Origin of the sequence: Mesorhizobium sp. BR1-1-3 (genome assembly GCF_020165455.1) — a bacterium.
Taxonomy (GTDB): Bacteria; Pseudomonadota; Alphaproteobacteria; order Rhizobiales; family Rhizobiaceae; genus Mesorhizobium; species Mesorhizobium ciceri.
The window spans coordinates 193,171-217,146 of sequence record NZ_JAIUIC010000002.1; the positions used below are offsets into that span (position 1 = coordinate 193,171).

Consider the following 23,976-nt stretch of genomic DNA (forward strand, 5'->3'; position numbering starts at 1 on the left):
GGCCAGTGGACACGACCCAGCAGGACTTATCGGCGCAATGGCATGGCCGTCAGACCGAAAGCATCGATGTTGTTTCGGAGCGCCTCGTAGAGAGCTTCTGCGCCGTTTTTGAACCCCATCTAGCGCCGCTGCCCGCAGATACCGCCCCGTTGGGCATTCATTGGTGCCTGTCGCCGGCCATTGCCGGAATGAGACAGTTGGGGGCTGACGGTCACCCCGCCAAGAACCTGTCTTTGCCGCCCGTGCCGCTGCCGCGCCGCATGTGGGCTGGCGGTGAGCTACAGGTGCATGATCACCTTAGAGTTGGTGACAAAGTCCGCAAGGTCTCTACGATCCAGGACATAGTGCGCAAGCAAGGCCGATCCGGTGAACTCTGGTTCGTCGCGGTCGGCCACACGTACCATTCCGACCGTGGTCTCGCCCTGAGTGAACGACAGGACATCGTCTACCGGGAAGCCGCGGGATTGGGGAATGTCGTGTCTCGAAACACCTCGCCGGCGGCGCCCACGACAATCCGGCCAGCAGCGCAAGTGTGGTCTGTCATTCCTTCGTCGACGTTGCTCTTCCGCTATTCCGCGATCACCTTTAATGGTCACCGTATACACTACGACTGGCCTTATGCGACCGAGGCTGAAGGCTACGAGGGACTGGTTGTCCATGGCCCCCTCCAGGCTACGCTCCTTCTCAACCTCGCGGCGTCCCAAGGCGTCGCTATACCCCTGACGTTTCGCTACCGCGGGATAGCTCCGGCGATCGCGGACCGTGCACTGACCGTCAGGGCCGGCGTCGATGGTCGGCGCCTCTGGACACAAGGCGAGGGCGGCGCGGTGCACATGGAAGCCGATATCGATAGGGGTATGGCCTGATGTGTACACAGGGCAACGTGCATTTTACGTCTGTCGCGCCTTTGTTCGTTCCGGCCGATCGGCCAGAGCGTTTTGAAAAGGCCGACCGGTCCGGAGCCGACACGGTCATTATTGATCTTGAGGACGCTGTTGCGCCTGCCGCCAAGGATGGCGCCCGGTCCAATCTTCACCATGCCCTGACATTGCGGAACCCCACCTACGTCCGGGTGAATGGCCAAGACAGCAGCTGGTATGCTGCCGACCTTGCTGCGCTCAGGACACTCGGGCTTCGGCGGATCTGCCTGCCGAAAGCGCAGTCCGCAGCGACCCTCGACGCGGTGGTTCGGGTTTTGGGTGGCGACATCGAGATCATAGCGCTGATCGAGACGGCGCGGGGGCTGGAAGCGGCGGGGGCGTTGGCCGCTCATTCGCATGTCGCCAGGCTGGCCTTCGGACCTGCGGATTTTGCGCTGGACTTGGGTGTTCCCGCCTCTCATGACCTCAAAGCGCATGCCATGATGCGGCTGGCGGTGGCGAGCAGGGCCGCCGGCAAGCCCCTGCCGTTGGATGGCCCATCCTTCGAGGTCACGGACACCGCCAGACTGGCCACCGAATGCCGGCAGGCCTTGGATCATGGGGCCGGGGGGAAGCTTTGCATACACCCTGCCCAGACTTCCCATGTCAGCTCGGCTTTCCAGCCGAGTGACGAGCAACTGCGCTGGGCGCAGCGCGTCGTCGACGCGGCCCGGGACGGCGCAGCGCGCCTTGTCGACGGCAGGATGATCGATGCTCCCATTGTAGCCCAGGCCTGGGCACTACTCGCGCGGGACCGTTCGCAATTTAGTAAAGGTGTCTAACCATGGCCGTATCAGCGACACTCCTCAACAAGATCAAGGACAAGGATCTGATCCGGGAAGCGGGATTGATCGGCAAAGAGTGGCTCGGCCAGTCCCGGTCCGGGCAAACCTTCGAGGTGACCAACCCTTCAAACAGCGAAGTGCTGGCCACGCTGCCCGATTTTACCCGAGCCGAGATCGCCAAGGCGATCGATGTCGCCTATGTCGCCCAGAAGGAGTGGGCTGCCCGCACCGGCAAGGAGCGCGCTGCAGTCATTCGGCGCTGGTACGATTTGACGATCGCCAATCTCGATGACCTGGCGTCGATCCTGACCGCTGAAATGGGGAAGCCGTTTGCCGAGTCCAAGGGCGAGATCCTCTACGGCGCGTCCTACATCGAATGGTTTGGCGAAGAGGCCAAGCGCGTCTATGGCGACACCATCCCGGGGCATGCCCGTGACAAGCGGATCGTCGTGATCAAGCAACCTGTAGGGGTTGTCGGCGCCGTTACACCCTGGAACTTTCCCTCAGCGATGGTAGCGCGCAAAATCGCTCCGGCGCTGGCGGCAGGTTGCTCGATCGTCTTCAAACCGGCAGCCCTGACACCACTCTCCGCCCTGGCGCTGGCGGTACTTGCGGAAAGGGCAGGGGTGCCGGCCGGACTGGTGAGCATTGTCCCGATCACGAAAAGCTCGGACTTCGGCGATGAGGTTTGCGAAAACGAGAAGGTCCGCAAACTCACGTTCACCGGGTCGACCGAAGTCGGCCGCACTCTCATGGCGCAAGCCTCCGCGCAAGTCATGAAACTGAGCATGGAACTGGGCGGCAACGCGCCCTTCATTGTCTTCGACGATGCCGATGTCGATGCGGCCGTCGAAGGAGCCATCGTCTCCAAGTTCCGCAATGCTGGCCAGACCTGTGTCTGCGCCAATCGCCTTTACGTGCAGAGCGGCATCTACCAAGAGTTCGCCGACAAGCTCGCGCGTCGCGTCAACACCTTCAAGATCGGTGACGGCTTCGCGGAAGGCACCGACATCGGCCCGCTAGTCGACGACCGCGCCGTATCGAAGGTGAGGCGTCACATTGAGAATGCCGTCTCCCAGGGCGCCAGCATTGTGGCGGGTGGGCCAGACCATCCTCTTGGCGGCAATTTTTTTTGGCCGACCGTCCTGACTGGGGTAACCTCCGAGATGGCGGTGGCCCGTGAAGAAACGTTCGGGCCGTTGGCGCCCTTATTCCGTTTCGAAACCGTCAACGACGTCGTTGAGATGGCAAATGATACCGAATTCGGGCTTGCGGCCTATTTCTACGCCAAGGACATGGGCCGCGTGTGGGCCGTTGCGGAGGCCTTGGAATACGGCATGGTCGGCATCAACACCGGCTTGATTTCGACCGAAGTCGCGCCGTTCGGCGGTATCAAGCAGTCGGGTTTTGGCCGGGAAGGCTCGAAATACGGCGTCGATGATTACCTGGAGCTGAAATATTTGTGTTTTGGAGGCCTAACGAGCTAGGGGCAACACAAGCCTTTTCTTGCGTCCTACATATCCGAAAGGCGCGTTGAGAGATCGGGACGTTCAAAGACGGCGGACTGCAGCTCCGTGCCGAGCCCCGGTCCTTCCATCGGAAGAACGTACCCGTCGACGACACGTGGCAACTCGGTGACCAATTCCTTGTACCAGCCAGTATAGAAGGCGCGCACGGATTCCTGGATCAGCGTGTTGGGCTGTGAGAAGGACGAGTGGACTGCCGCCACATACGCCACCGGTCCCGTGCAGTCGTGCGGCGCATAGGCGATGATAGGTATCGGCCAGTGCTGCGATCTTGCGGCCTTCGGTGAGCCCGCCGGTCCACACCAGGTCCGTCATGACTATGCCGATCGCGCCCGCCTCCAGCATATCCTTGTAGGGGAATCGCGATCCCAGCGTCTCGGAGGCGGGCTGGCTCTGAGTACGACATCATCCCCTTCGGAACCGAGGCGCTGCATGTCCTGCGCGCCGAGCGCGGCTTCGTCGTGGTGGGACAGGACACCGACGGGACGGTCACTCCCATGGATCTTGGGATGGGCTGGATCGTCTCGAAAAAGAAGAGCGACTTCATCGGCAAACGCGGGTTCTCCGCTCCGGAAGTGGCGCGCGAGGGTCGCAAGCAGTTCGTCGGGCTTTTGACCGAGAAGCCCAACTACGTGATCCCGTTTGGCTCGCATCTGGTCGAGAATGCCACCCAGAAACCGCCGCTCAAAACCGTTGGCTGGGTCTGCTCGACCTATTGGTCCGAAACGCTGGGGCGCTCGATCGCACTCGCGTTGGTGGAGAACGGCCGCGCGCGCATCGGCCAGACCTCGACCGTCCGCAACATCAACGGCGATGTGGAAAAGGTAACCCTCACGCAGCCCTGCTTCTTCGATCCAAAGGGAGAACGTGCAAATGCTTAATCGTGTCGGTTTCGAGCCCGTTGAATGCTCACTAATTTTGGCGAAGGCGCCCGTACGCGGCGCGGCAAATCTGGACCAGGTCGACCAATTCGGTGCGATCAACCTGCGCCTGTCCAATGCAAGCCTACCTGCGAAGGTGATGAAGGAATACGGATTGCTGCTGCCCGCGAGCCCCAACACCTTCACTCAAGAAGGTGATGTGACGGTGCTTTGGCTGGGCCCAGACGAGTGGATGATCCATGCGCCTTTCACAAAGACCCTCGATCTGAAGCAGGGACTGGAGAGTGAGCTCGCGGACCGGCACGTTGCGGTGACGGATGTCTCGGACAACTCGGTAGCCATGGAACTGGGCGGCCAATCCGCCCGGCGCATTCTTGAGAAGGGCTGCCCGCTCGACCTCCATCCGCGTGCGTTCGGCCCCGGCCAACGTGCGCAGAGCCATTTTCTCCAGGCGGTGATCCTGCTGGCTCAAACCGAAAGCGATCGGTTCCTGCTTCGGGTGCGCCGTTCGATGAGTGAGTACCTGTAGGATGCCCTCGCCGACGCCATCCTGAAGGAAAGTCATTGAGCTGGATTGCCGTGGCGGCGGCATCGCTCCCGCCTCGAACACTTCGTCGATCTTGCGATAGATGTCGAACCGGCCTTCGCCTTTCAACATGAAGAGCTGCGCGGTGCGATAATGTTCGTCGCCCGCTGAAAGAAGTTGCGCGCACTGATCCAGTCGCCGTGAGCCTCGGCCACGCGACCTCGCTCTTCAGATTTGCGTGCATCTTCTATGGCGCGTGAAATTCCTGCTCCAACGGCGGCCGCGTCGCGATGCACGCGCCACATGCCGACGCGGTCGAACAAGTCATAGATCGCCAGCGAGCGCTCGCCGTCTTTCTCACGGAGATCGGCCACGCTACATCTCGGTCACGAACTTCGTCCGCAGATAGGCGTCGAGGCCTTCGATGCCGCTTTCCGACCCATAGCCGGATTCATGAACGCCGCCGAACGGTGTTTCCGGTGTCGACACCATCATGTGGTTGACGCCGACCATTCCGGCTTCCAACGCCGCCTCGGTCTTTTGGGCAAGGGTGAGATTGCGGGTGAAGACAAAGGAAGCCAGTCCGTAGGGCAGCGAATTGGCCCGCTCGATCATGTCGTCGAAGGTCGAGAAGGTGGTCGTCGGCGCGATCGGCCCGAACGGCTCCTCGGACATGATACGCGCCGTGTCGGGCACGTCTTTCAGCAATGTCGGGGCGTAGAAATAGCCTTTGTTGCCGACACGTTTGCCGCCGGTGATGACAGTCGCGCCCTTCGCCGTTGCATCGCTGACGAAACCGTCCATGGCATCGAGCCGCCGTGGCGCAATCATCGGCCCCATCTGCACAGCGCTGTCGAGACCGTCTCCAATCCTGAGCTTTTCGGCGCGGGCGGCAAAGCCGTCGATGAAGCGGTCGTAGACAGCCTCATGCACATAGAAGCGGGTCGGCGAGGTGCACACCTGGCCGGCGTTGCGGAACTTGAAGGCGACCACAGTATCGAGCGTCTTGTCGAGGTCGGCATCCTCATAGACGATGACGGGGGCGTGGCCGCCAAGCTCCATGGTGCAGCGCTTCAACGTGTCGGCAGCCTGCTTCTGCAGCAGCTTGCCAACTGCGGTCGAGCCGGTCAGCGAGACCTTCTTCGGGATCGGCGAGGCGATCAGATAGGACGAAACCCGCGCAGGCTCGCCGAACACGATGTTGAGCACGCCCGCCGGCAGTCCTGCGTCCTGGAAGCAGCGGGCGATCGCCACGGCGGTTCCGGGCGTTTCCTCCGCCGGTTTCAGAATGATCGAGCAGCCGGCGCCAAGCGCGCCCGAGATCTTGCGAATGACATTGCTGGCCGGGAAGTTCCAGGCGGCGAAGGCGACGACCGGGCCGACCGGTTCCTTGAACACCATCTGCCGCACGCCGGGCAGCCGGGCAGGGACGATACGGCCATAGGCGCGCTTGCCTTCTTCCGCATACCAGCGGGTCGCGTCCGCTGCGAACTGCACCTCGCCGGTGGCTTCCGCCAGCGCCTTGCCGTTTTCCATCGTCAGCGTGCGGGCAATGGTGTCCTTGCGCTGCTCGATCAGGTCGGCGGCCTTGTCCATGATCGCCCAGCGCTGCATGGCGGTCATGGTCTTCCACAGCTTGAAGCCTTTGAGCGAGGCCGCGAGAGCGCGGTCGAGATCAGCCTCCGTGGCATGCGGCACGGTCGCCAACACTTCTTCGGTGGCGGGATTGATCAGCGTTTCGGACTTACCGTCCGATCCCTGGCACCACACGCCGTCAATCAGCAGCTCGATCGTCTCTGGATACATGTCCTAGCCCTTTCACCCCGGCGGGGCGCGGAAAGCCGCCGGGAGATTACACGTCACAAGAAAGTTTCCGCCATGCCTTGACCTGTACATTGTATACAGTATGGTGTCGACATGATTTTAGCGCGCATCCAGAAATTGTCGGTCGCCATCCCCGAGAATCTCGCCGAGATGCTCGAGGAGGAAATCATCTTCGGCCGCCTCAAATCCCGGGAGCGATTGACCGAGGAAATGGTCGCCGCGCGCTACGGCGTCAGCCGGTCACCGGTGCGCGAGGCGCTGAGGCTGCTCGAGCGGGACGGCCTGGTGATGCGCGAGGCCAGGCGCGGCATCTGGGTCTCGCCGATGTCGCAGCGCGATTTCGATGAGGTCTACACTTGCCGCATCGAGCTGGAAGGGCTGGTAGCCAAGCAAGCCGCCGAATCCGCAGACATCGAGAAGAAGGCTGAGTTCAAGAGCCTGTTGTCGGAGCTGAAGCAGGCCCAGGCCAGGAAAGATGCGCGGCAGTTCTTCATCGTCGACGTGCGCGGCTCCTTCCTGACCTACACGCTGGCCGGCAACAAGACGCTGACACGCCTGCTTGGTGGGCTGGAAAAGCAGGCCTTGCGTTACCGCTATCACGCCTACGAGCAGGATCCGAAGATCATCCAGCTGTCGCTCGACGACACGGCCCGCATCTATGATGCGATCACCGCCGGCGATGGCGAAAGCGCCAAGGCGATGACCGAAAACCTCATCCGGGAAATCTGGCAGAGCATGCGGGCCGGCATTCGCGACGCTTTCGGAGAGGGCTAGGTCGTGTCCAGCTTTGCGTCAGCGTTCAGCGTCATCGATTCCCATACCGCCGGCCATCCCACACGCGTCATCCTGAGCGGCGTTCCGAAACTCTCCGGTTCGAGCGTGCGGGAGAAGCGCGACCATTTCCGCGATCGCTTCGACCACCTGCGCCCGGCACTGCTGCATGAGCCGCGCGGCCATGCGGCCATGGTCGGTCTCGTACCGGTCGCCTCTGAAGTCGCCGACTATGGGGCGTTCTTCATCTCGTCCTATGTCTATCTCGACATGTGCGGTCACGGCACGATCGGCCTTGCCAGGACGTTGGCCTTCACAGGACAGATTTCTGTCGAAACCGGCGACAGCTTTACGCTGGAAACGCCGGCGGGGATCGTGACCATTCATCTGATCTGGAACGAAGACGGCTCGCTCGACCGGGCGCGGATCGCCAATGTCCCGAGCTATGTCGGGCTGGAGCGCTTAAGCGTTTCCGTCGAAGGTGTCGGCAAGGTCGATGCCGCAATCGTCTACGCCGGCATGTGGTACGCGCTGGTAGACGCCGTGCCACTCGGGTCCAAGCTGATCCCGGACAATGCGTCGGCCCTTATGCTGGCCGGCGCCAGGATCAAGGCCGCGATCAAGGCGGCGACCAAAGACCTGCCGCTGCTGGCCGGCGCAGCCGCACCGAGCGTGCTGTTCTACGATGCGGACAGCGAGTATTCGGCGACGCATTTCCTTGTCCTGGAATCCAACAAATTCGACCGCTCGCCATGCGGCACCGGCACGTCAGCGCGCCTGACCTATCTGCTTGAGAAGGGGTTGATCCGTCCCGACCAGACCTATCACGCCAGAAACATCTTCGGCATTCCGTTCGAGGCGCGCCTGCAACAGCGCGTCGAGGAGCAAGGCCGCGACGCGATGATCATCGAGATCGAGGGCTCGGCCTTCATCACCTCGACCCAGACAATCTATTTCGAGAAGGGCGACCCTCTCTCGAAGGGATTTCTAGCCCGGTAATCACCAAAAACTCAGAAAAGGGGAATGACATGAAATTCACAGTAATGCGTACGTTCATGGCCGCTTTAACCATTGGCCTCGGCCTGCTCACGGCGCCGATCGCAGCCTCCGCGGACGACAATCCGTCCGCCGTCATCGACCAGATCCGCGCCAGCGGCGTGCTCAAGGTTCCGGTAATGACCGGCGAGGAGCCGGGCTACATCAAGGATCCGGCCACCGGCCAGTGGAGCGGCTTCTACTACGAATTCCTGGGCGAGATCGCGACCCAGCTCGGCGTCAAGCTCGAGCCTGTCGAAACGACCTGGGGCAATCTGGCCGCCGACTTCCAGTCCAACAAGATCGACATCGCCATCGGCGTCAATCCGAACCCGAAGCGCGGTCTTGTCGTCGACTATCTGTGGGAGCCGCTGTTCACCGACGCCTGGGCCGTGCTGACGCCTCCCGGCAAGCCGGTGAAGACCTGGGCCGAACTCAATTCGCCGGACAAGACCGTCGTCGTGCAGAAGGGCAGCACCATGCAGGTCGTCGCCGAAGCCCTGCTGCCGAAGGCCAAGATCACGCCGGTGGAAGATCGTGGCCTGGCGCTTATGGAACTCCAGGCTGGTCGCGCCGATGGTGTCGTGCTTTCCATTTTCGACGCGCTGCAGATCACCAACCAGAAGATCGGCAATGTCTCGTTGCCTGAGCCGATCCTGCGCAATCCGGCAACGCTGGCCGTCGCCCGCAAGCCCGGCAATGCAGGCTACATCAACTTCCTGACCAATTGGATCCTGCAGGAGCGTTCGCTAGGCCTCGCCCAGGGCAAGCTTGCCCGCTCCTGGGAAGCTCGCGGCATCGATCTGTCGATCCTTCCGGCAGGTTTCTCCTTCTGATCGAAACAGCCTGATCGCCGCCGGGTGCGGCGGTCAGGCCACCACTGGACGTGCATCGAACCAGTGAGGACAACATGCTATTCGACTACACAGTCATAACCAACAATATCGGGCTGCTCTGGCAGGGCCTCCTGATGACGATCTATTTCACCGTCATCACGATCGGTGCGGGCCTGCTGATCGGCCTGTTCATCGGGCTGATCCAGTTGAGCACGTTTAAGCCGCTGGTCATCCTCGGCCAGATCTATGTCGAGTTCTTCCGCAACATTCCGCTGCTCGTCACGCTTTTGTGGGTCTATTACGCCTTTCCGATCTTCGCCGGCATCAACGTCACCAAATTCTGGGCCGGCTTCATCGGGCTCAGCTGCTACGTCGGTTCCTTCTACGCCGAGATCCTGCGCGCCGGCGTCCAGTCGGTCGATCCCGGCCAGACGGATGCGGCCACCGCGATCGGCATGTCCTACGGCCAGCGCATGCGGCGGATCATCCTGCCGCAGGCTTTCCGAAAGATGATCCCGCCGCTTGCCGGCCAGTCGATCATCCAGATGAAGAACACGACGCTGCTGTCGATGATAACGGTCCCCGACCTTCTCTATCAGGCGAGCTATATCTCGAGTTTCACCTATCGGCCGATGGAAGTTTACACCGCCGTTGGCGTCATCTTCCTGATCATCCTGATCCCGTTGACCCTCTTGTCCAGGAAACTCGAAAGAAGAGGGAGCCTGAAATGATCGCCAGTCAACCAAGCGCCGTGACGGATAAGAACGACAAGCCTGTCCTGCGGCTAGACGGCATCTGCCTGAAGTTTGGCGACAAGCGCGTGCTGAACGGCATCGATCTGTCGGTGGTCGAAGGCGAGGTGGTCGTGCTGATCGGTGCGAGCGGATCGGGCAAGACGTCGCTGCTGCGCTGCATCAACCTACTCAACGTGCCGACTAGCGGCAGCATCGTCATCGATGACGAAACGCTGTTCGACAGGCGGGCCGATGGCAAGGGTGCCCAGATACCGGCCCACGAGGTCAACCGCATCCGCTCCAAGACCGGCATGGTCTTCCAGCAGTTTAATCTGTTCCCGCACATGACAGCGCTCGAAAACGTCATGGAAGGTCCGGTCATCGTCAAGAAGGAGCCGAAGGAGCAGGCGCGCCAGACGGCGCTGAAGCTTCTCGACCTCATGGGACTGTCGCAGCACATCGAAAAGTATCCGCGCCAGCTTTCCGGCGGCCAGCAGCAGCGAGTCGCGATCGCCCGGGCCATGGCCATGCAGCCGAAGGTCATGCTGTTCGACGAGCCGACTTCGGCGCTCGATCCAGAATTGGTCGGCGAAGTCATGAAGGCGATGGTCGAACTGGCCAGGAGCGGCATGACCATGGTGATCGTCACCCACGAGCTGGGCTTTGCCTTCGAGGTCGCCGATCGCGTGGTGTTTCTCGATCAGGGGCTGGTGGCGGAGCAGGGTCCGCCGGCCAAGGTGCTGCTGCATCCCGAACATCCGCGTCTGAAGAGTTTTGTCGGACGCTTTCATGAATCGGCGGATTTGCTTCGCCCGTTCCTCGAGGCGCGTGAAGCCGAGAAGGCATGCTGAACGCACGCCGCTTCGCGCAAAACAGTCAAGCGGACATCGTCGAATGCGCCGCCTTTCGAGCTGGCCGCAAAAGGAAAGATATCAATGACACTGAGTTTCGATCCGGCCACAATCGCCATCCCAAGGGGCCATCACATTGGTGGCCAGTACGTTGATTTACCCGGCGCGGAGATCGAGGTTCTCCGCCCCTCTGATCTCCAGCCCATGGGCGTGATCACCGATGGTGGCGAAGGTGCGGTACAACAGGCCGTCGATGCCGCGAAAACGGCGCTGGCGCAGAGCCGATGGGCGAAGATCGCGCCGCGCGATCGCGCCGCTGTGCTCACGCGTTTCGCGGCGCTGATCGAGGAGAACGCGACCTATCTCGGCCAGTTGGAAGCGATGGGATCGAGCCGGCTGATCTCGATGACGATTGTCCGCGACGCGATGCGTACCGCCGGCGTCGTGCGCTACTACGCGGAGTTCTGCGACAAGATCGAAGGCACGGTCACTTCGACCGAGGCGAATGCGCTCAGCATCGTCAAGCATGAGCCCTATGGCATGGTCGGCGCGATCGTTCCCTGGAACTTCCCGATGATCACCGCCGCCTGGAAATTCGCCCCGGCGCTGGCTGCTGGCAATGCGGTGGTGATGAAGACCTCGGAACTGACTCCGCACAGCTTGCTCGCGCTGGCGGACCTTGCCGCCAGGGCCGGCGTTCCGGCCGGCCTGTTCAATGTCGTCAACGGTTACGGCCACACGACGGGAGCGGCGATCGTGCGCCATCCCGATATTCTGAAAATCTCCTTCACGGGCTCGACGCAGACCGGTGCCGCGATCATGACGCTGGCCGCCCAGTCCGGCATCAAGCCCGTCACGCTCGAACTTGGCGGCAAGAGCCCGCAGCTGGTGCTGGCCGATGCCGGCGATATCGATGTGGTGGCCGGCCGCGTCGCGGCGGCATTCATGGACAATGCCGGCCAGGTCTGCACGGCCGGTTCGCGGCTGATCGTCGAGGACAAGATCGCGGACCAGCTGATCGAACGCGTCATCGCCCGCACCAAGGCGATCAAGGCAGGGCCGACCTGGGACGAGACGACGACCTTCGCGCCGATCATCAGCCGCAAGCAGCTCGAGCGCATCGACACGATGGTCCGCGCCAGCGTCAGCGAGGGCGCCTCGGTGGTCACCGGCGGCACGGTGCTCGAAGGCCGCAACGAAGGCTGTTTTTTCGCGCCGACGATCCTGGAAGACGTCGCCGACGACAACATCGGTTTCAAGGATGAGTTCTTCGGCCCGGTGCTGACGGTGCGCACCTTTGCCGACCTGGAGGAGGGTCTCGCCCTGGCGGCGCATCCGGTCTACGGGCTCGCCGCCAGCGTCCACACCACGGATTTGAAGAAGGCGCTCAAGGCGGCGGATTCGATCGAGGCCGGCATGGTCTGGATCAACCAGCACGGGCGCGGCCCGGAGTTCACCTACCCGGCCGGCGGCTACAAGGGCTCCGGCTTCGGCAAGGATATGGGTCGTGCCGGCATCGAGGCGTTCCTGCGCCAGAAGGCCATCTGGGCCAATTACGCCTGAGCGAGCGCAAGCACATGCAATTCGACTACATCATCGTCGGTGGCGGCTCGGCTGGAGCCGTGCTTGCCAGCCGTCTTTCGGAGAACGGCACCAGGCAGGTGGCGCTTTTCGAGGCAGGGCCCGACACGCCGCCGGACGATGTTCCTGAGGTGATCGCCGACAGCTATCCCGGCCTCTCCTATTTCGACCCGAAATACCACTGGACGGAACTGCGTGTCTTCAACCGCTCGCCAAAGCAGAACGCGCAGTTGGTCAAGACGGCCAAGCTCGAACAGGCCAAGGTGATGGGCGGCGGCTCCAGCATCAACGGCCAGTTCGCCGTGCGCGGCCTGCCACACGACTATGACGAATGGGAAGGTCTCGGCCTGCCCGGCTGGGGATGGGACGGCATGCTGCCCTATCTCAAGAAGCTTGAGCGCGACCTTGATTTCGATGGCGAGCTTCACAACAAGACCGGCCGGATTCCGATCCGCCGTGTCTTTCCAAAGGATTGGGCCGGCTTCACCAAATCAGTGCTCAAGCAGACGGAAAGCGAATATCCCTACCGGCCGGACTACAATGGCAGTTTCGAGGACGGCTCGTTTCCGCTGCCGCTGTCGAACGAGAACGACCGACGCGTGTCGACAGCGATCGGCTATCTCGACGCCGAGGTGCGGGCCCGCAAGAACCTGCACATCTTCGCCAATGCCTTCGTTGAAGGCCTGGTGATCGACGGAACGCGCATCACAGGCGCCAGGGTCACGACCACCGGCCAGACCAAGATCTACAACGCCAACGAGACGATCGTTTCAGCCGGCGCTCTGCATTCGCCGGCCATCCTGCTTCGTGCCGGCATCGGGCCGGCGGCGCAGCTGAAGCGGCTGGGCATCGAGGTGGTCGCCGATCGCCCCGGTGTCGGCGAGAACCTGACCGATCATCCGCATATAGCCGTCGGTGCGCATTTCAAGAAATCTGCGCGGCTCAAGCCCGGTCAGCGGCGCCACATCTTTCTGGGTGTCAGATACTCCTCGAACCATGCCGGCTGCCATCCGGGCGACATGCTGCTGATGCCGGTCAACCGTGCCGGCTGGCATCCGCTCGGCAAGGCGATGGGCGCGCTCAATGTCTGCGTCAACAAATCCTATTCGCGCGGCACCGTTATGTTGAAGTCCGCTGTGCAGACCGATGAACCGATCGTCGATCTGAACTTTGCCTCCGACGGCCGCGACCTGATGCGCCTGGTCGATGGCTTCAGGCGCATCTGCAAGATCATGCAGTCGCCCGATGTCCAGCAGCACGTCAACACCTGGTTCCTGGCCGGCTACAGTGACGAGGCGCGCGCGCTCAGCGTCCGCAAGCCATCGAACTGGGTCAAGACCGCGACCGCGGCCTACCTCTTCGACTACGCGCCGTTCTTTCGCGAGACCTTGCTCAAGCGCAAGTTCGGCACCACCGACCGTATCCAGGCGATGCTCGGCAACGAAGAGCTGATCGCCGATTGGGTCAAGCAATCCGTCTGGTCGGGCTGGCATGTCTCGGGCACCTGCAAGATGGGCGCCGACAGCGATCCGCTGGCGGTGCTCGACGCCGAATGCCGCGTCCGCGGTGTGCAGGGCCTGCGCGTCGTCGACGCCTCTATCATGCCGACGATCGTCGCCGCCAACACCAACATCACCACCATCGCCCTCGCTGAAAAGGCGGCGGACCTGATTTTGCATTCCCGACAATAGCAAAGGACCCCCAAGACTATGCGCAAGAACAAGGTGAAGGATATCTGGGCCGCCGGCGGCGAAGTGGTGACGGGCTGGCTCGGCATTCCGTCGTCGATATCGGCGGAATTGATGGCGCAGCAGGGCTGGGACGCGCTGACGGTCGACCTCCAGCATGGCGCGACCGACTATGTCGATGCGGTGCCGATGCTGCAGGCGATTTCGACGACCGATACGACGCCGATGGTGCGCGTGCCGTGGAACGATCCGGCGATCATCGGCAAGGTGCTCGACGCCGGCGCCTATGGCGTGATCTGCCCGATGGTCAACACCGCCGAGGAAGCGGACGCCTTCGTCAAGGCCTGCCGCTATTTCCCCAAGGGCGGCCGCAGCGTTGGTCCGCTGCGCGCTTCGCTCTACGCCGGCGCGGACTATTTCCAGCATGCCAACGACACCATCATCACCATGGCGATGATCGAGAGCGAGCAGGCGGTGAAGAATCTGGAAGACATACTGAAGACGCCGCACCTCGACGCCATCTTCGTCGGCCCGTCGGACCTTGCGGTGACTATGGGCGAGGCGCCAGGCTTCGATCCGCGCTATCCCGCCGTCTACGAGGCGATCAAATACATCGCCGCCAAGTGCAAGGAAGCCGGCGTCATTCCCGGCATCCATTGCGGTTCGGTCACCTATGGCGTCGACATGCGCAAGATGGGCTATCGCTTCATGGCCTACCTCTCTGACTTCCGCATGCTGCAGCAGATGGTGGCGCGTTCGCTGCCGGCCTTCCGCGCCGGCACGCCGAGCGCGATCGCGCCCTGATCGGCAAAATCCGGATCGATCGCCATGACATCGACAGGCACGCTGCGCAGCAAGGTGACGGTCATCGGGGCCGGCATCATTGGCGTCTGCACCGCGAACTATCTGCTCGAGCAGGGTTTTGCCGTCGAGGTGGTCGATCCGGCCTTGCCGGGATCTGAGGAGCAATGCTCCTTCGGCAATGCCGGTGGCATCTGCCCGGGATCGTGCATCCCGAATTCGATGCCGGGCGTGCTGCGCAATGTGCCGAAATGGCTGATGGACCCGGAAGGGCCGTTGATCGTGCGGCTGGCCTATCTGCCGCACGCGCTTCCCTGGCTGCTGCGCTTCCTGGCCGCCAGCCGCAAACCGCGCGTCGAGGAGATATCGGCGGCGATGCGCTCGCTGCACCGCTACACATTCGAATGCTACGAGCCGCTGATCAAGGCTGCCGGCTGCGAGGACCTTTTGCAGAAGCGCGGCCAGCTGTTCGTCCACGAAACGGCCGACGGGCCGTCCAAGGGCGCTTATGGTCTGGGGCTTCGCCGCGACCACGGCGTCAAGGTGGACATCCTCGATGCCGACGAAATCCGGCAACTCGAACCGGCGCTGGCGCCGATCTTCAAGAGCGCCGTCTATCTGCCCGAACAGGGGCAGTGTCCAAATCCCGGCCGGCTTGTCGCCAGGCTCGCCGAGCATGCGGCGCGTCAGGGCGCTCGTTTTGTGCGCGCGAAGGTGCTCGGCTTCGACATGGCGGCCAACGGCCCATCGGCGCTGCGGCTTGAAGGCGGCGGGCGCATGCCGGTCGAGACCGTGGTGCTTTGCGCCGGCGCCTGGTCGGGCGATCTTGCCCGCAAGCTTGGCGACCGCATTCCGCTCGAGAGCGAGCGCGGCTATCACATCATGGTCAAGGGTGCCGATACCGGCTTGCGTATCCAGACCATCTCGGCCGACCGCAAGTTCGTCGCTTCCCCGATGGAGGACGGGCTGCGCATCGCCGGCAATGTCGAGTTCGCCGGCCTGAAGGCGCCTGCGAACATGCACCGGGCGGACGTTCTCCTCAAACAGGCGCGGCCGATGTTCAGGAAACTGGAGGTCGGCGAGGTCACGCGCTGGATGGGGCATCGTCCCGGCACGCCCGACAGCATCCCGGTCATCGACCGGGCGCCGCGGGCCAAAAATGTCATCTACGCCTTTGGCCACGGCCATCAGGGCCTGATCGGCGGCGCCGTCACCGGTAAGATCGTGTCGCAGCTTGCCGCCGGTCTGCCGCCGGCGATCGATCTGACGCCGTTCCAGGCTGATAGGTTCTGATTGATCGGAGATTATTCGCTGGGGAGGCTGAGAAGCCGTTTCAACCGGTGACCGCCAACTTTGACCCGTTCTTGCCGGAGAAATGACGTGACCGCGAACGCAAAGACAAACTTGGACGCAGCCGAGCAGATCGATCCGCAAAGCGTTACACCGTGCTGATCTGCGATCTGATTGGCCTGCGCTTTGGGCCTGACGGCAGACCCGACCCGAGCGAAGTGCGTGCCATATCGAAGCCAGGGGCGGCCGCTTTCACCTATCCGCGCTTGGCGACAAAGCTGGTCTGGAGCGGGGCCGAGTGCATTTCTTCTACCAGCCGGACCTCAGCACCCGCGAGGAACTGGCCGAAGCCGCGGGCGATGGACGCTACGACGCCGTCATCGCCGCGGCGACTTTCCTCCCCGCAGAAACTGACTTTCCGCTGGCCGGCGTGCGGATCGGCGCAGGCACCGGCAATATGGAGTCGCGCTCCTGGGGCGGCGGCAGCGGTGAGGGCGGCACGGCAGTGTTGATGAACACGCCCGGCATCAACAGCCGCGCCACGGCGCAGATGGTGATGAAGGCGATCCTGAAAGTGCTCCCGGATCTCCCGGTCGACTTGCTTCACGAGCGGGTGGCGCGCGGCGATTTCGACACCGGCCGGGAACTGCGCGATTTCCCCACCGAAAAGCTCGAAGGCAAGACGATTGCGGTCATCGGCTACGGCAATATTGGCCGCGAGGTCGCCAAGCTCGCCCGCGCCTTCGGCATGCGCGTGGTGATCCATGCACGGCCACGGCACCGCGACTGGATCGAAGCCGAGGGCTTTGTCTTTGCGCCAGATCTCGTCGAAGCGGCTGATGGCGCGGATGTGCTGAGCGTCCATGTCGGCCTGGGTCAAGCAGGATGCGCAAACAGGCCGCTACGCCAATGCCGGGCTTATTGGCACGGAGGTCCTGTCACGCATGAACAAGGGCGCAGTCCTGGTCAACTACGATCGCGGCGAGCTTGTCGAGGTTGCGGCGCTTGGCAATGCCCTGGAGACAGGGCGGGTTCGTCATGCGGCGGTCGATGCGACCTTTTCATGGATCTGTCGACCGGCAGCCTCTCCGGCCCTATGCTGCGCTATCTCGATCTGGTCGAGAGGCATGGCGACAAACTTGAACTCCTGCCGCACGCCGCGGCCGATACGGATCACCCTTCGCGCGTCGCCGGTGCCAAGCAGGCCGTGGATCAGATCTTCGATATCATCTGCCGCAAATCGGTGACCAACGCAAAAGGCACCGTGCCGTCAGGGTACCTTTCTCTAGGATCAACTACGCCCCCCGGCATCGGGCCGGCAACGGCCGGCGACCTGTTGAAACTGACGGCACAGGAATGCTTCGACCTCGCAGATCTCTGCGAGTGGCAAACCCAGCTGTGGAAAGCTCTTTCAAACGCGCGGCCGGACGAGCGCGGCAAGATTGTCGCCGAACGGGGCGGGGAACTTGTCCGGCTGACAAGTCGCTTTTGCCTTGGCGTTGAAAAATCGAACCTCAGAAGTTCGTGTCAGTAATGCGTCACTCCCACATAACGCGAGTCAGCGGTAGTGCTTTTGGTCTATATTAATCACGTCTCTTCTTCGGATCGCCACACCATACGAGGACATACGAAGGATATTGCTGCGCGAACCATCCGCTAATTGATTGATTTTGTTGAAACGACGACGTCCCTCAGCGACTAACATAACCGTTATTTGTCAATGGGTTGCGAAGCGGTTCGCCCAAATTGATTCAAGAAGCTGAGCGAGCCATTTACTTACGCCCCGGTTGGCAGCTTTGCGCCTCATTCCGGTAGTTCGGGATGCCTTTGCAACTACCTCCTTCGCCAGGTCATGGGTTCCGACAGCGCCTGCATAACGTGGAGCTCAAAGGCGCCGGGCGCGTGGCTGGCCTCGGCCAACTGCCGTGCATTCCACTCTCGGGCAATGCTGCCCTCGGCCAGAAGCACCGCGCGGTTGCACAGGCCGGGAACCGATTCGACCACGTGGGTGGAGATGATGACGGCCTGGTGGCCGCTCGCCGCCAACGCAAGGATGACGCGTTTGACCTCGAAGGCGGCAAGGGGATCAAGGCCGTTCAGGGACTCATCGAGGATCAGCAGCGGCGGCGCGCCAAGCAGGGCCGCGGCGATGGCGATCTTCGCCCGCGTGCCGAGCGAATATTCGGCGATTAGCCGGTCGATCCAGCGCTTGAGCCCGAGCCGTTCGGCGACATTGACGCCAGGCCAGTCGTTCTCGGCGCAGCAGCGGATTGAGGCGACGAGCTGGAGATATTGCCGGCCGGTCAGCGTCCCCGGGAGGTCGGGCGGATCGATGGCGAGGCCGAAGCTGGACTTGGCGCGCTCCGGTGCATCGCCAAGGTCGACGCCGTTGATCACGACACTTCCCGCGAGCGGCCTGATCTGCCCGCTGATCGCTCTCAGCAAGGTGGACTTGCCTGAACCGTTTGCGCCAAGCAGGCCAAGGATGTCGCCCCGGCCGAGCGAGAGATCGATGCCACTGACGACCGCGTGGCCACCGTAGCCGGCGCTGAGCCCGCGAACCGCGAGTATCTCGCTGCTATCCATGGCGGTATCTCCGTTGCGCCCGGTGCCACAGGAACAGGACAAGGGCGGCAAAGCCGATCAGCACCGTGCGCCCATATTCGAGCGATTCGTAGCTGGTGTAGGCAATGGCGCTGAGGAAGCTCAGCGCGGCGACGAACGGCGCCGTCATGAAATAGGCGGCGAACACCGCATAGGCGCCGTTCAACGCCAGCAGCCAGAAGCCACTGGCGAGCGGCATCGCCCAGGCGGACGGCTCCGCCGCCAGGGCAGCACCTGCCGGCATGAGAAAGAAGCAAAGCGACAATTGCAGGGGCAGCCGCGCCAGCCGCAGCCACGCCTTGACAAAGCCGATTGGAGCCGTGCGCAGTACCGGCGAGCCGAGCGGATGGAAGCGCGCGCTCAGCATGAAGACGAGAAGGCCGCCGGCCAGGCCGGCCATGGCCGCCGGCACGGCATCGTGATGAACGAGGCTGATCGCTGCGGAAAGGGCCGCGACGACACCAAAGAAGGTGGCCGCGCCCACCAGTCGCCAGGAAAAGGGCACATGGCCAGCCGGCAAACCCCAGGCCCAGCTGGAGAGCCAGGCTGGTGCGGAACGATCGAAGGCACCGAGCCAGGGCCGGCGCCCGCTTGGATCCCTCGCCAGATCGGAATTGTTGATGCGGACGAGGTCGCGAGCGCACTGCAGACGTAGGACGGCCGCCGCGCAAAAACCGGCGCCAAACAGGATGGCGGCGCCGAGACCCCAGACCGGGGCGAGTGGTTTTGCGATGACGGCGCAGCCAAGACCGACCGCCGCCGTGACGGCCTCGACAAGCGGAACGCCCATCGCAAATGTCGCCACCGCCGCCATGCGCCGGCGCTCCCGAAGCGAGACCGGCAATGCCTTCAGGAAGGGCGCGAAGGCGCGCGACAGGCAAAGCCTGGCGAGCGCGCTGCCGGTAAAGGCGCCAAGAATAAGAAGTGCGCCCGGCAAACCAAGCAACCACATCGCCGGCTCCTGCCGCAGCGTGGCGGATGCCGACTGCAGAGCGAGAACGATGTCAGCGATGGCATAGGCAAGCAGCGCCCCACCGCCGAGCCCAATCCAGGCAAGGTCGCGGCGGCGCATCGAGCGCAAGCCAGCCGAGAACTCGCGCCAAATCAGGGTCAGGACAAGCCTGTCGTGCCGCATTGTTCCATCTTCGCGATCGCAAGCCGGGTTGGATATCGACATAGGTCGGCGACGATTGTGCCGCCAGTAGGGCCGTCGCGGCTCAACCTCCCACTGCGGGCTTGGCGTTGACATTCTTCAGCGCGGCCAGGAGATAGTCCTGCATGGCCGCCTGCAGGTTGGTCGTTGCGCTGCGCACCGCCGCCATCGCGTCCTTCACCGCCGCTTCGTCAAAGGGTTTGGCTGTTTGTGCCGCCGCCAGATTGGCGCGCGCGACACGCAGCTCGCGCAGTGCCTGGAAGGTGCGCGCGCGGTTGTCGCGCAGCACGCCGCGGAACTCCTTCCTCACCTCGGGCGGATAGTTGCTGGCGATTTCCGACAACAGCACGCGCGCCGCCGCGCCCTGGCGCAGCCCGTGCACGGCATAGCCGACCAGGAAGAAGTTGACGGCGAGCGACAGCGCAAGCAGCACTAGCGTCGCCGTCCATGTCCAGGAACGCTTCAAAGCGAGCCCTCCCCTGCCGGATCATCCGCGACAACACCGCCATCGGCCGACGATCCCGACGCCAGCGCCAGAAGCTCCGTATCGGACGGATCGTCCTGCAGCCGCGCCACCTGGTAGCCTGCCAGCGTCGCGGCCACGAGCACGGCAGCGGCGCAGGCCGCGAACCCGGCCGGACTCAAGAGCAGGCGCGCCAGGAAGGACGGGACAGTTGAGCCGGCTTCGATGCGAGCCAGAACCTTGCGCGCCAGCGCCTGGTCGTCGCCATCGGCCAGCGCCGCCTCGAGCACGAGGAGATCGAGCACGGCATCGGGATCGTCATTCCGCTCCGCCGCCATCAACGCCAGCGCCTGCTGGCGGAAAGGCGCCGGCCATGCTTCGACGGTATCGCCGAAGCGGCGCCTGTATCGTTCAAATTCGTCCCGTGTCATGAGGACTTCCTTTCGCGGCCCAAGGCCACCATTGCCAAATGATCCCTGAGTGCGCGCCGTCCGCGCACCAGCAACTGCTCGGCCGAGCCGACACTGCTGCCCATCACCTCGGCGATCGCCGAGATGTCGAGGTCGCCTACGGCCCTCAGCAGCACCGCCATGCGCTGCCGTTCCGGCAGGCGCGACAGCCCGTCACGCACGATAGCCAGCTCCTGCCGCGCCGCGGTCGTCGCTTCGGCATCCGCCTCCGGCGACGCGACCTCATCCCTTATGTCGTCCAGCCCGATGAAACGGCGTAGCGCCCTGCGTCGACGCTGATCGATGCAACGGTTGGCAGTGATCCGGTAGAGCCAGGTCGAAGCCCGCCCTCTGACCGGATCGAACCGCGCGGCCTGTTTCCAGACGGTCACGAACACCTCCTGCACCACATCCTCGGCGTCGCCGGCATTGCCGAGATAACGCGCGGCAAATATCCGCAGCCCACGGCCATGGCGGGCGATGAGCTCGGACAGCGCGCTTTGGCTGCCCGCGGCGATGCGCGCCAGAAGCAGCTCATCGTCGCCACGGGGCTCCTCATGTCGCACGGCGGCGCGCATCCACGGACGAGACTGCTGGTTCGGCGAATCCGAAATTCGCATCGATCAGGAGGAGCAAAGAAACGAATTTCGGGTTCAAATCCATCACACCAGATGTCAGCGCCGCCAGCGGCGGAAGCCGTGGACCGTGTTGCCGTTCGGGCCGGTGAAGCTGCCGGCCGATCGTCCCCGGAACGGCCCGCGCGCCGACACCCGTTTTCCCGAAAAGGTCTGCCCATTCGGCCCGGTGCCAGAATAGCTTCTGGCGCAGCGGTCAACAACGCCTCCCACACATTTGGAGCTCGACGTGTAGGTGCTGCCGCCATTCGGACCGGTTCGGGTGGTCGAACCGGTATAGACGCCGCCGTCTTTGGTGACGCTGCGGCTGATCTCGCCGCCATGGGCGGTCGGACGCTGCCACCCCTCGGCCGAAGCCTGCGAAGCTGCCGACCAGGCAAGCATCGCACCGAGACATAAAATCGGAATCTTTACCGAAGACAACATGTCGTACTCCTTGTTTTGTAAAGGGAATGATCGCTGCCGAGCATCAGTTGGCGTGCTCGGCGATCAGCTTGCGGACGGAGGCGATCTCGTCGGCGGAGAGCTTGCCGTCACCATCCCGGTCCGCGAGGTCGAACAAAGGCATGCTGCTGGCGAATTCCTGCTCGGAGACCTTGCCGTCGCCATTGGCGTCCATGCGCCGCCAGCGGCTGCCGAGCCGCGCCTGCGCCACCTCGGCGCGATCCTTGATCGCCTGGCGGGCGCTCTCCATCTCCTTCTCGTCGATGACGCCATCGCCATTGCGGTCGAGCTTCCTGAACAAGCGCTCGCGGGCGGCCGTCATCTCATCCTTGGAGATGGCGCCGTCGCCATTGGTATCGATCCGTTGCAGGATGCGCTGGCCCGGCATGTCCTGTGCCTGAGCCGCGCAGAGCGGCGCAAGCCCGATGAGCAAGGCCGCAATCAGTAACGAGCGTTTCATGATGATGTCCTTTCATTGTCAGGCCGCGGGGGCGACTGCTGACCGATACGCAGCGAGAGCCGGGCTCCTACGCTCGACACGCAAGATTTTTTGCCGGCCTTGAATCCTCTATCGCGGTGGGGATAGGCGGCTGTGCTGGCCGCCTCGAAAAAATCATCTCGCTTTGCGTAGGACCACCACAGGCGCTGCGTAGAAGGCTCTGCAAGGACGGTCCGCGGCGGACCATCCGACCCAATGCGGAGATCAAAATGAAAAAGATCGTCATGGCTCTTGCTGGCGTGCTGTTCTGCACCGCCAGCGCCTGTGCGGCTGACGGCGGTGCCAGGGAACTCTTCCGGCGCATAGACACCAACGGCGACCGCAAGCTCGAGTTCGGCGAAATCCAGGCCGCGCGGGCGCAGATGTTCGACCGGATGGATGCCAACCACAATGGCTTGCTCGATGCGGACGAAGTGCGCGGGGCAGTGGAACGGGTGAAGTCGAAGCGCGACTTCCAGGCCACGCAATTCGCCGGCTTCCAGGCCCAGGCCGGCCGCATCGACCGCAATGGCGACGGCAAGATTTCGCGCGACGAGTTTGCCGCCTTCATTCCCGACCGGCTGCTGCAGGCGGACAAGAACGGCGATGGCGCGCTTTCGATCTCCGAACTGCGGGCGCTCCGACGTCAGTAACCCCCGAACCCTTCGACCCCATCCAAAAGGAGTCAAAAGATGAAACGGACAATCACGGCGTTTTGCAGTTTGATGATTGGCGCCACGGTGCTCGCCTCGCCGGCCGAGGCCTTGCCTGTCGTGCCGGCCACTACCCCGGCATCGGTCACTACAGCGCCGACGCCGGTCTGGTTTCGACGCGGTTTCTACGTCGTCGGCGGCGGATACTACTACAATGGCTATCGCGGCTATGTCCGCGTGCGGCCAGGTTATCGCTATTACAACGGCTACTGGTTCCCCGCCGCTGCCTTTGCCGCCGGTGTCGCGGCGGCGACCGTCGCACCGGTAGCGCCAAGTCCGGCGGTCCGATTGGAAGCAGCGCATGTGCGTTGGTGTTACGAGCGCTACGTCTCCTACCGCGCCTGGGACAACAGCTACCAGCCCTATAACGGCCCTCGCCAACAATGTTGGTCGCCCTCTAGGTGAAGGCTCTTCGCTGAGAGCCTTCAATCCTTTCAAGGCAGCATAGGAGATGACCATGATCGGAAATCGCTCGATGCCCACGAGCACGGTCATACCGGTGCTTTCGTATCCTGATGTCGAGACGGCCAGCCAATGGCTTTGCGAGGCCTTCGGCTTCGAAATACGGCTGATGATCGGCAATCACCGTGCCCAGCTCGGCTTCGCAGACGGCGCCGTCGTCGTCACAGAATTGAAGTCTGGAGGATTGACGCGGACAGGCGGGCCATTCGCAGTGATGGTACGCGTCGAGAATGTCGACGCGCACCACAGGCGAGCCGCGCGGCATGGCGCAGCTATTCTCAGCAGGCCAACGAGCCATCCCTATGGCGAGCGTCAATATTCCTGCCGTGACCTCGCCGGCCACAATTGGACCTTTTCACAGTCGTTTGCTGATGTAGCACCCCGGGAATGGGGTGCAATCGTCGTGGCGGGATCACCAAACGGACCAGATGTGGAGAGCTGATACCGGCCCCTTACAACGGCAGTCCACCAGCTTTTGGATTGCGACGGCGCTACGCCTTTGGCAATGGACAAGACTAAACGCGTC

Annotated in this window: 26 protein-coding genes and 2 pseudogenes; 18 read left to right on the forward strand and 10 right to left on the reverse strand. The window is 63.0% G+C overall.

The features are described 5' to 3' along the window. The first annotated feature begins 5 nt into the window (after window positions 1–5). Genes LB559_RS05275 through LB559_RS05285 form a run of 3 tightly spaced genes read left to right on the forward strand, consistent with a single transcriptional unit; the run spans window position 6 to window position 3,192 of the window. Entirely contained in the window at window positions 6–866 is an 861-nt protein-coding gene (locus LB559_RS05275; protein ID WP_224673263.1) for a MaoC family dehydratase N-terminal domain-containing protein, read from the forward strand. Continuing rightward, window positions 866–1,702, forward strand: a complete 837-nt coding sequence (locus LB559_RS05280) for an HpcH/HpaI aldolase/citrate lyase family protein (protein ID WP_128336789.1) — start codon at window positions 866–868, stop codon at window positions 1,700–1,702. Before LB559_RS05275 ends, LB559_RS05280 begins: the two co-directional genes overlap by 1 nt. A 2-nt stretch (window positions 1,703–1,704) precedes the next feature. Further along, entirely contained in the window at window positions 1,705–3,192 is a 1,488-nt protein-coding gene (locus tag LB559_RS05285; RefSeq protein WP_224673264.1) for an NAD-dependent succinate-semialdehyde dehydrogenase, read from the forward strand. 26 nt (window positions 3,193–3,218) lie between these two features. Here LB559_RS05285 and LB559_RS05290 read toward each other — a convergent pair. Continuing rightward, window positions 3,219–3,576, reverse strand: a pseudogene (locus LB559_RS05290) (enolase C-terminal domain-like protein). A gap of 20 nt (window positions 3,577–3,596) precedes the next feature. Here LB559_RS05290 and LB559_RS05295 point away from each other — a divergent pair. Then, a complete protein-coding gene (locus LB559_RS05295; RefSeq protein WP_224673642.1) occupies window positions 3,597–4,112 on the forward strand; it encodes a glycine cleavage T C-terminal barrel domain-containing protein in 516 nt (171 codons plus the stop codon). Then, the gene (locus tag LB559_RS05300; RefSeq protein ID WP_224673267.1) at window positions 4,105–4,641 is read left to right on the forward strand and encodes a sarcosine oxidase subunit gamma; all 537 of its coding nucleotides are present in this window, start codon (window positions 4,105–4,107) and stop codon (window positions 4,639–4,641) included. Before LB559_RS05295 ends, LB559_RS05300 begins: the two co-directional genes overlap by 8 nt. A 122-nt stretch (window positions 4,642–4,763) precedes the next feature. Here LB559_RS05300 and LB559_RS05305 read toward each other — a convergent pair whose 3' ends face one another. After that, on the reverse strand, window positions 4,764–5,012 hold the full coding sequence (locus LB559_RS05305) for a hypothetical protein (RefSeq protein WP_224673268.1): 249 nt from the start codon (window positions 5,010–5,012) through the stop codon (window positions 4,764–4,766). 1 nt (window position 5,013) lies between these two features. After that, the gene (locus tag LB559_RS05310; RefSeq protein WP_127368469.1) at window positions 5,014–6,444 is read right to left on the reverse strand and encodes an NAD-dependent succinate-semialdehyde dehydrogenase; all 1,431 of its coding nucleotides are present in this window, start codon (window positions 6,442–6,444) and stop codon (window positions 5,014–5,016) included. A 111-nt stretch (window positions 6,445–6,555) separates the two neighbouring features. Here LB559_RS05310 and LB559_RS05315 point away from each other — a divergent pair, with 111 nt between their 5' ends. The 10 genes and pseudogenes from LB559_RS05315 to LB559_RS05360 all read left to right on the forward strand — a co-directional run. Continuing rightward, window positions 6,556–7,236, forward strand: a complete 681-nt coding sequence (locus LB559_RS05315) for a GntR family transcriptional regulator (protein WP_127368470.1) — start codon at window positions 6,556–6,558, stop codon at window positions 7,234–7,236. A 3-nt stretch (window positions 7,237–7,239) separates the two neighbouring features. Then, window positions 7,240–8,232, forward strand: a complete 993-nt coding sequence (locus tag LB559_RS05320) for a proline racemase family protein (RefSeq protein WP_127368471.1) — start codon at window positions 7,240–7,242, stop codon at window positions 8,230–8,232. A 29-nt stretch (window positions 8,233–8,261) separates the two neighbouring features. Next, window positions 8,262–9,104, forward strand: coding sequence for a transporter substrate-binding domain-containing protein (locus tag LB559_RS05325; protein ID WP_056565156.1), 843 nt, complete (start codon window positions 8,262–8,264; stop codon window positions 9,102–9,104). A 74-nt stretch (window positions 9,105–9,178) separates the two neighbouring features. Continuing rightward, entirely contained in the window at window positions 9,179–9,835 is a 657-nt protein-coding gene (locus tag LB559_RS05330; RefSeq protein ID WP_224673270.1) for an amino acid ABC transporter permease, read from the forward strand. After that, window positions 9,832–10,689 carry an amino acid ABC transporter ATP-binding protein gene (locus LB559_RS05335; protein ID WP_127368473.1) on the forward strand — a complete coding sequence of 286 codons (858 nt, stop codon included), beginning with the start codon at window positions 9,832–9,834 and terminating at the stop codon, window positions 10,687–10,689. Before LB559_RS05330 ends, LB559_RS05335 begins: the two co-directional genes overlap by 4 nt. A gap of 84 nt (window positions 10,690–10,773) precedes the next feature. Next, complete coding sequence (locus LB559_RS05340) at window positions 10,774–12,252, forward strand: aldehyde dehydrogenase family protein (RefSeq protein WP_224673271.1); 1,479 nt, start codon at window positions 10,774–10,776, stop codon at window positions 12,250–12,252. A gap of 14 nt (window positions 12,253–12,266) precedes the next feature. Then, the gene (locus LB559_RS05345; protein WP_127388494.1) at window positions 12,267–13,961 is read left to right on the forward strand and encodes a GMC family oxidoreductase; all 1,695 of its coding nucleotides are present in this window, start codon (window positions 12,267–12,269) and stop codon (window positions 13,959–13,961) included. A gap of 18 nt (window positions 13,962–13,979) precedes the next feature. Beyond that, window positions 13,980–14,762 (forward strand): HpcH/HpaI aldolase family protein, encoded by a 783-nt coding sequence (locus LB559_RS05350; protein ID WP_224673279.1) that lies wholly within the window; start codon window positions 13,980–13,982, stop codon window positions 14,760–14,762. 24 nt (window positions 14,763–14,786) lie between these two features. Next, the gene (locus LB559_RS05355) at window positions 14,787–16,052 is read left to right on the forward strand and encodes an NAD(P)/FAD-dependent oxidoreductase (protein ID WP_224673281.1); all 1,266 of its coding nucleotides are present in this window, start codon (window positions 14,787–14,789) and stop codon (window positions 16,050–16,052) included. A gap of 113 nt (window positions 16,053–16,165) precedes the next feature. After that, window positions 16,166–17,583 (forward strand): annotated as a pseudogene (locus LB559_RS05360) (NAD(P)-dependent oxidoreductase); the annotation flags it as partial. A gap of 299 nt (window positions 17,584–17,882) precedes the next feature. On the opposite strand, the gene LB559_RS05365 reads toward LB559_RS05360, so the two are convergent. The 7 genes from LB559_RS05365 to LB559_RS05395 all read right to left on the reverse strand — a co-directional run bounded on the left by LB559_RS05365 (window position 17,883) and on the right by LB559_RS05395 (window position 22,257). Further along, on the reverse strand, window positions 17,883–18,635 hold the full coding sequence (locus LB559_RS05365; RefSeq protein WP_224673283.1) for an ATP-binding cassette domain-containing protein: 753 nt from the start codon (window positions 18,633–18,635) through the stop codon (window positions 17,883–17,885). Next, window positions 18,628–19,788 (reverse strand): hypothetical protein, encoded by a 1,161-nt coding sequence (locus LB559_RS05370; RefSeq protein WP_224673285.1) that lies wholly within the window; start codon window positions 19,786–19,788, stop codon window positions 18,628–18,630. The genes LB559_RS05365 and LB559_RS05370 overlap by 8 nt, the downstream gene beginning before the upstream one ends. An 82-nt stretch (window positions 19,789–19,870) precedes the next feature. Continuing rightward, window positions 19,871–20,272: a periplasmic heavy metal sensor gene (locus LB559_RS05375; protein WP_224673287.1), complete on the reverse strand. Its 402-nt coding sequence runs from the start codon at window positions 20,270–20,272 to the stop codon at window positions 19,871–19,873. Beyond that, window positions 20,269–20,700 (reverse strand): hypothetical protein, encoded by a 432-nt coding sequence (locus LB559_RS05380; protein WP_224673289.1) that lies wholly within the window; start codon window positions 20,698–20,700, stop codon window positions 20,269–20,271. Before LB559_RS05380 ends, LB559_RS05375 begins: the two co-directional genes overlap by 4 nt. Further along, a complete protein-coding gene (locus LB559_RS05385) occupies window positions 20,697–21,296 on the reverse strand; it encodes an RNA polymerase sigma factor (RefSeq protein WP_127388498.1) in 600 nt (199 codons plus the stop codon). Before LB559_RS05385 ends, LB559_RS05380 begins: the two co-directional genes overlap by 4 nt. A gap of 96 nt (window positions 21,297–21,392) precedes the next feature. Then, window positions 21,393–21,779, reverse strand: a complete 387-nt coding sequence (locus tag LB559_RS05390; RefSeq protein ID WP_224673291.1) for a hypothetical protein — start codon at window positions 21,777–21,779, stop codon at window positions 21,393–21,395. Between the two features lie 43 nt (window positions 21,780–21,822). Then, complete coding sequence (locus LB559_RS05395; RefSeq protein WP_127370416.1) at window positions 21,823–22,257, reverse strand: EF-hand domain-containing protein; 435 nt, start codon at window positions 22,255–22,257, stop codon at window positions 21,823–21,825. A 248-nt stretch (window positions 22,258–22,505) separates the two neighbouring features. Between LB559_RS05395 and LB559_RS05400 the strand changes: the two genes are divergently transcribed. From LB559_RS05400 to LB559_RS05410, 3 genes are all read left to right on the forward strand, one after another. After that, entirely contained in the window at window positions 22,506–22,928 is a 423-nt protein-coding gene (locus LB559_RS05400; protein WP_224673292.1) for an EF-hand domain-containing protein, read from the forward strand. A 39-nt stretch (window positions 22,929–22,967) separates the two neighbouring features. Further along, window positions 22,968–23,393 carry a BA14K family protein gene (locus LB559_RS05405; RefSeq protein WP_224673293.1) on the forward strand — a complete coding sequence of 142 codons (426 nt, stop codon included), beginning with the start codon at window positions 22,968–22,970 and terminating at the stop codon, window positions 23,391–23,393. A gap of 70 nt (window positions 23,394–23,463) precedes the next feature. After that, window positions 23,464–23,892, forward strand: coding sequence for a VOC family protein (locus LB559_RS05410; protein WP_224673294.1), 429 nt, complete (start codon window positions 23,464–23,466; stop codon window positions 23,890–23,892). Window positions 23,893–23,976: the final 84 nt, after the last annotated feature.

Bases quoted from the DNA above. Each gene is read 5' to 3' on its own strand.
- LB559_RS05280 (WP_128336789.1), top strand. From the start codon at position 866: ATGTGTACACAGGGCAACGTGCATTTTACGTCTGTCGCGCCTTTGTTC.
- LB559_RS05285 (WP_224673264.1), top strand. From the start codon at position 1,705: ATGGCCGTATCAGCGACACTCCTCAACAAGATCAAGGACAAGGATCTG.
- LB559_RS05300 (WP_224673267.1), top strand. From the start codon at position 4,105: ATGCTTAATCGTGTCGGTTTCGAGCCCGTTGAATGCTCACTAATTTTG.
- LB559_RS05310 (WP_127368469.1), bottom strand. From the start codon at position 6,444: ATGTATCCAGAGACGATCGAGCTGCTGATTGACGGCGTGTGGTGCCAG.
- LB559_RS05315 (WP_127368470.1), top strand. From the start codon at position 6,556: ATGATTTTAGCGCGCATCCAGAAATTGTCGGTCGCCATCCCCGAGAAT.
- LB559_RS05325 (WP_056565156.1), top strand. From the start codon at position 8,262: ATGAAATTCACAGTAATGCGTACGTTCATGGCCGCTTTAACCATTGGC.
- LB559_RS05330 (WP_224673270.1), top strand. From the start codon at position 9,179: ATGCTATTCGACTACACAGTCATAACCAACAATATCGGGCTGCTCTGG.
- LB559_RS05335 (WP_127368473.1), top strand. From the start codon at position 9,832: ATGATCGCCAGTCAACCAAGCGCCGTGACGGATAAGAACGACAAGCCT.
- LB559_RS05340 (WP_224673271.1), top strand. From the start codon at position 10,774: ATGACACTGAGTTTCGATCCGGCCACAATCGCCATCCCAAGGGGCCAT.
- LB559_RS05345 (WP_127388494.1), top strand. From the start codon at position 12,267: ATGCAATTCGACTACATCATCGTCGGTGGCGGCTCGGCTGGAGCCGTG.
- LB559_RS05350 (WP_224673279.1), top strand. From the start codon at position 13,980: ATGCGCAAGAACAAGGTGAAGGATATCTGGGCCGCCGGCGGCGAAGTG.
- LB559_RS05355 (WP_224673281.1), top strand. From the start codon at position 14,787: ATGACATCGACAGGCACGCTGCGCAGCAAGGTGACGGTCATCGGGGCC.
- LB559_RS05365 (WP_224673283.1), bottom strand. From the start codon at position 18,635: ATGGATAGCAGCGAGATACTCGCGGTTCGCGGGCTCAGCGCCGGCTAC.
- LB559_RS05370 (WP_224673285.1), bottom strand. From the start codon at position 19,788: ATGCGGCACGACAGGCTTGTCCTGACCCTGATTTGGCGCGAGTTCTCG.
- LB559_RS05380 (WP_224673289.1), bottom strand. From the start codon at position 20,700: ATGACACGGGACGAATTTGAACGATACAGGCGCCGCTTCGGCGATACC.
- LB559_RS05385 (WP_127388498.1), bottom strand. From the start codon at position 21,296: ATGCGCGCCGCCGTGCGACATGAGGAGCCCCGTGGCGACGATGAGCTG.
- LB559_RS05390 (WP_224673291.1), bottom strand. From the start codon at position 21,779: ATGTTGTCTTCGGTAAAGATTCCGATTTTATGTCTCGGTGCGATGCTT.
- LB559_RS05395 (WP_127370416.1), bottom strand. From the start codon at position 22,257: ATGAAACGCTCGTTACTGATTGCGGCCTTGCTCATCGGGCTTGCGCCG.
- LB559_RS05400 (WP_224673292.1), top strand. From the start codon at position 22,506: ATGAAAAAGATCGTCATGGCTCTTGCTGGCGTGCTGTTCTGCACCGCC.
- LB559_RS05405 (WP_224673293.1), top strand. From the start codon at position 22,968: ATGAAACGGACAATCACGGCGTTTTGCAGTTTGATGATTGGCGCCACG.
- LB559_RS05410 (WP_224673294.1), top strand. From the start codon at position 23,464: ATGCCCACGAGCACGGTCATACCGGTGCTTTCGTATCCTGATGTCGAG.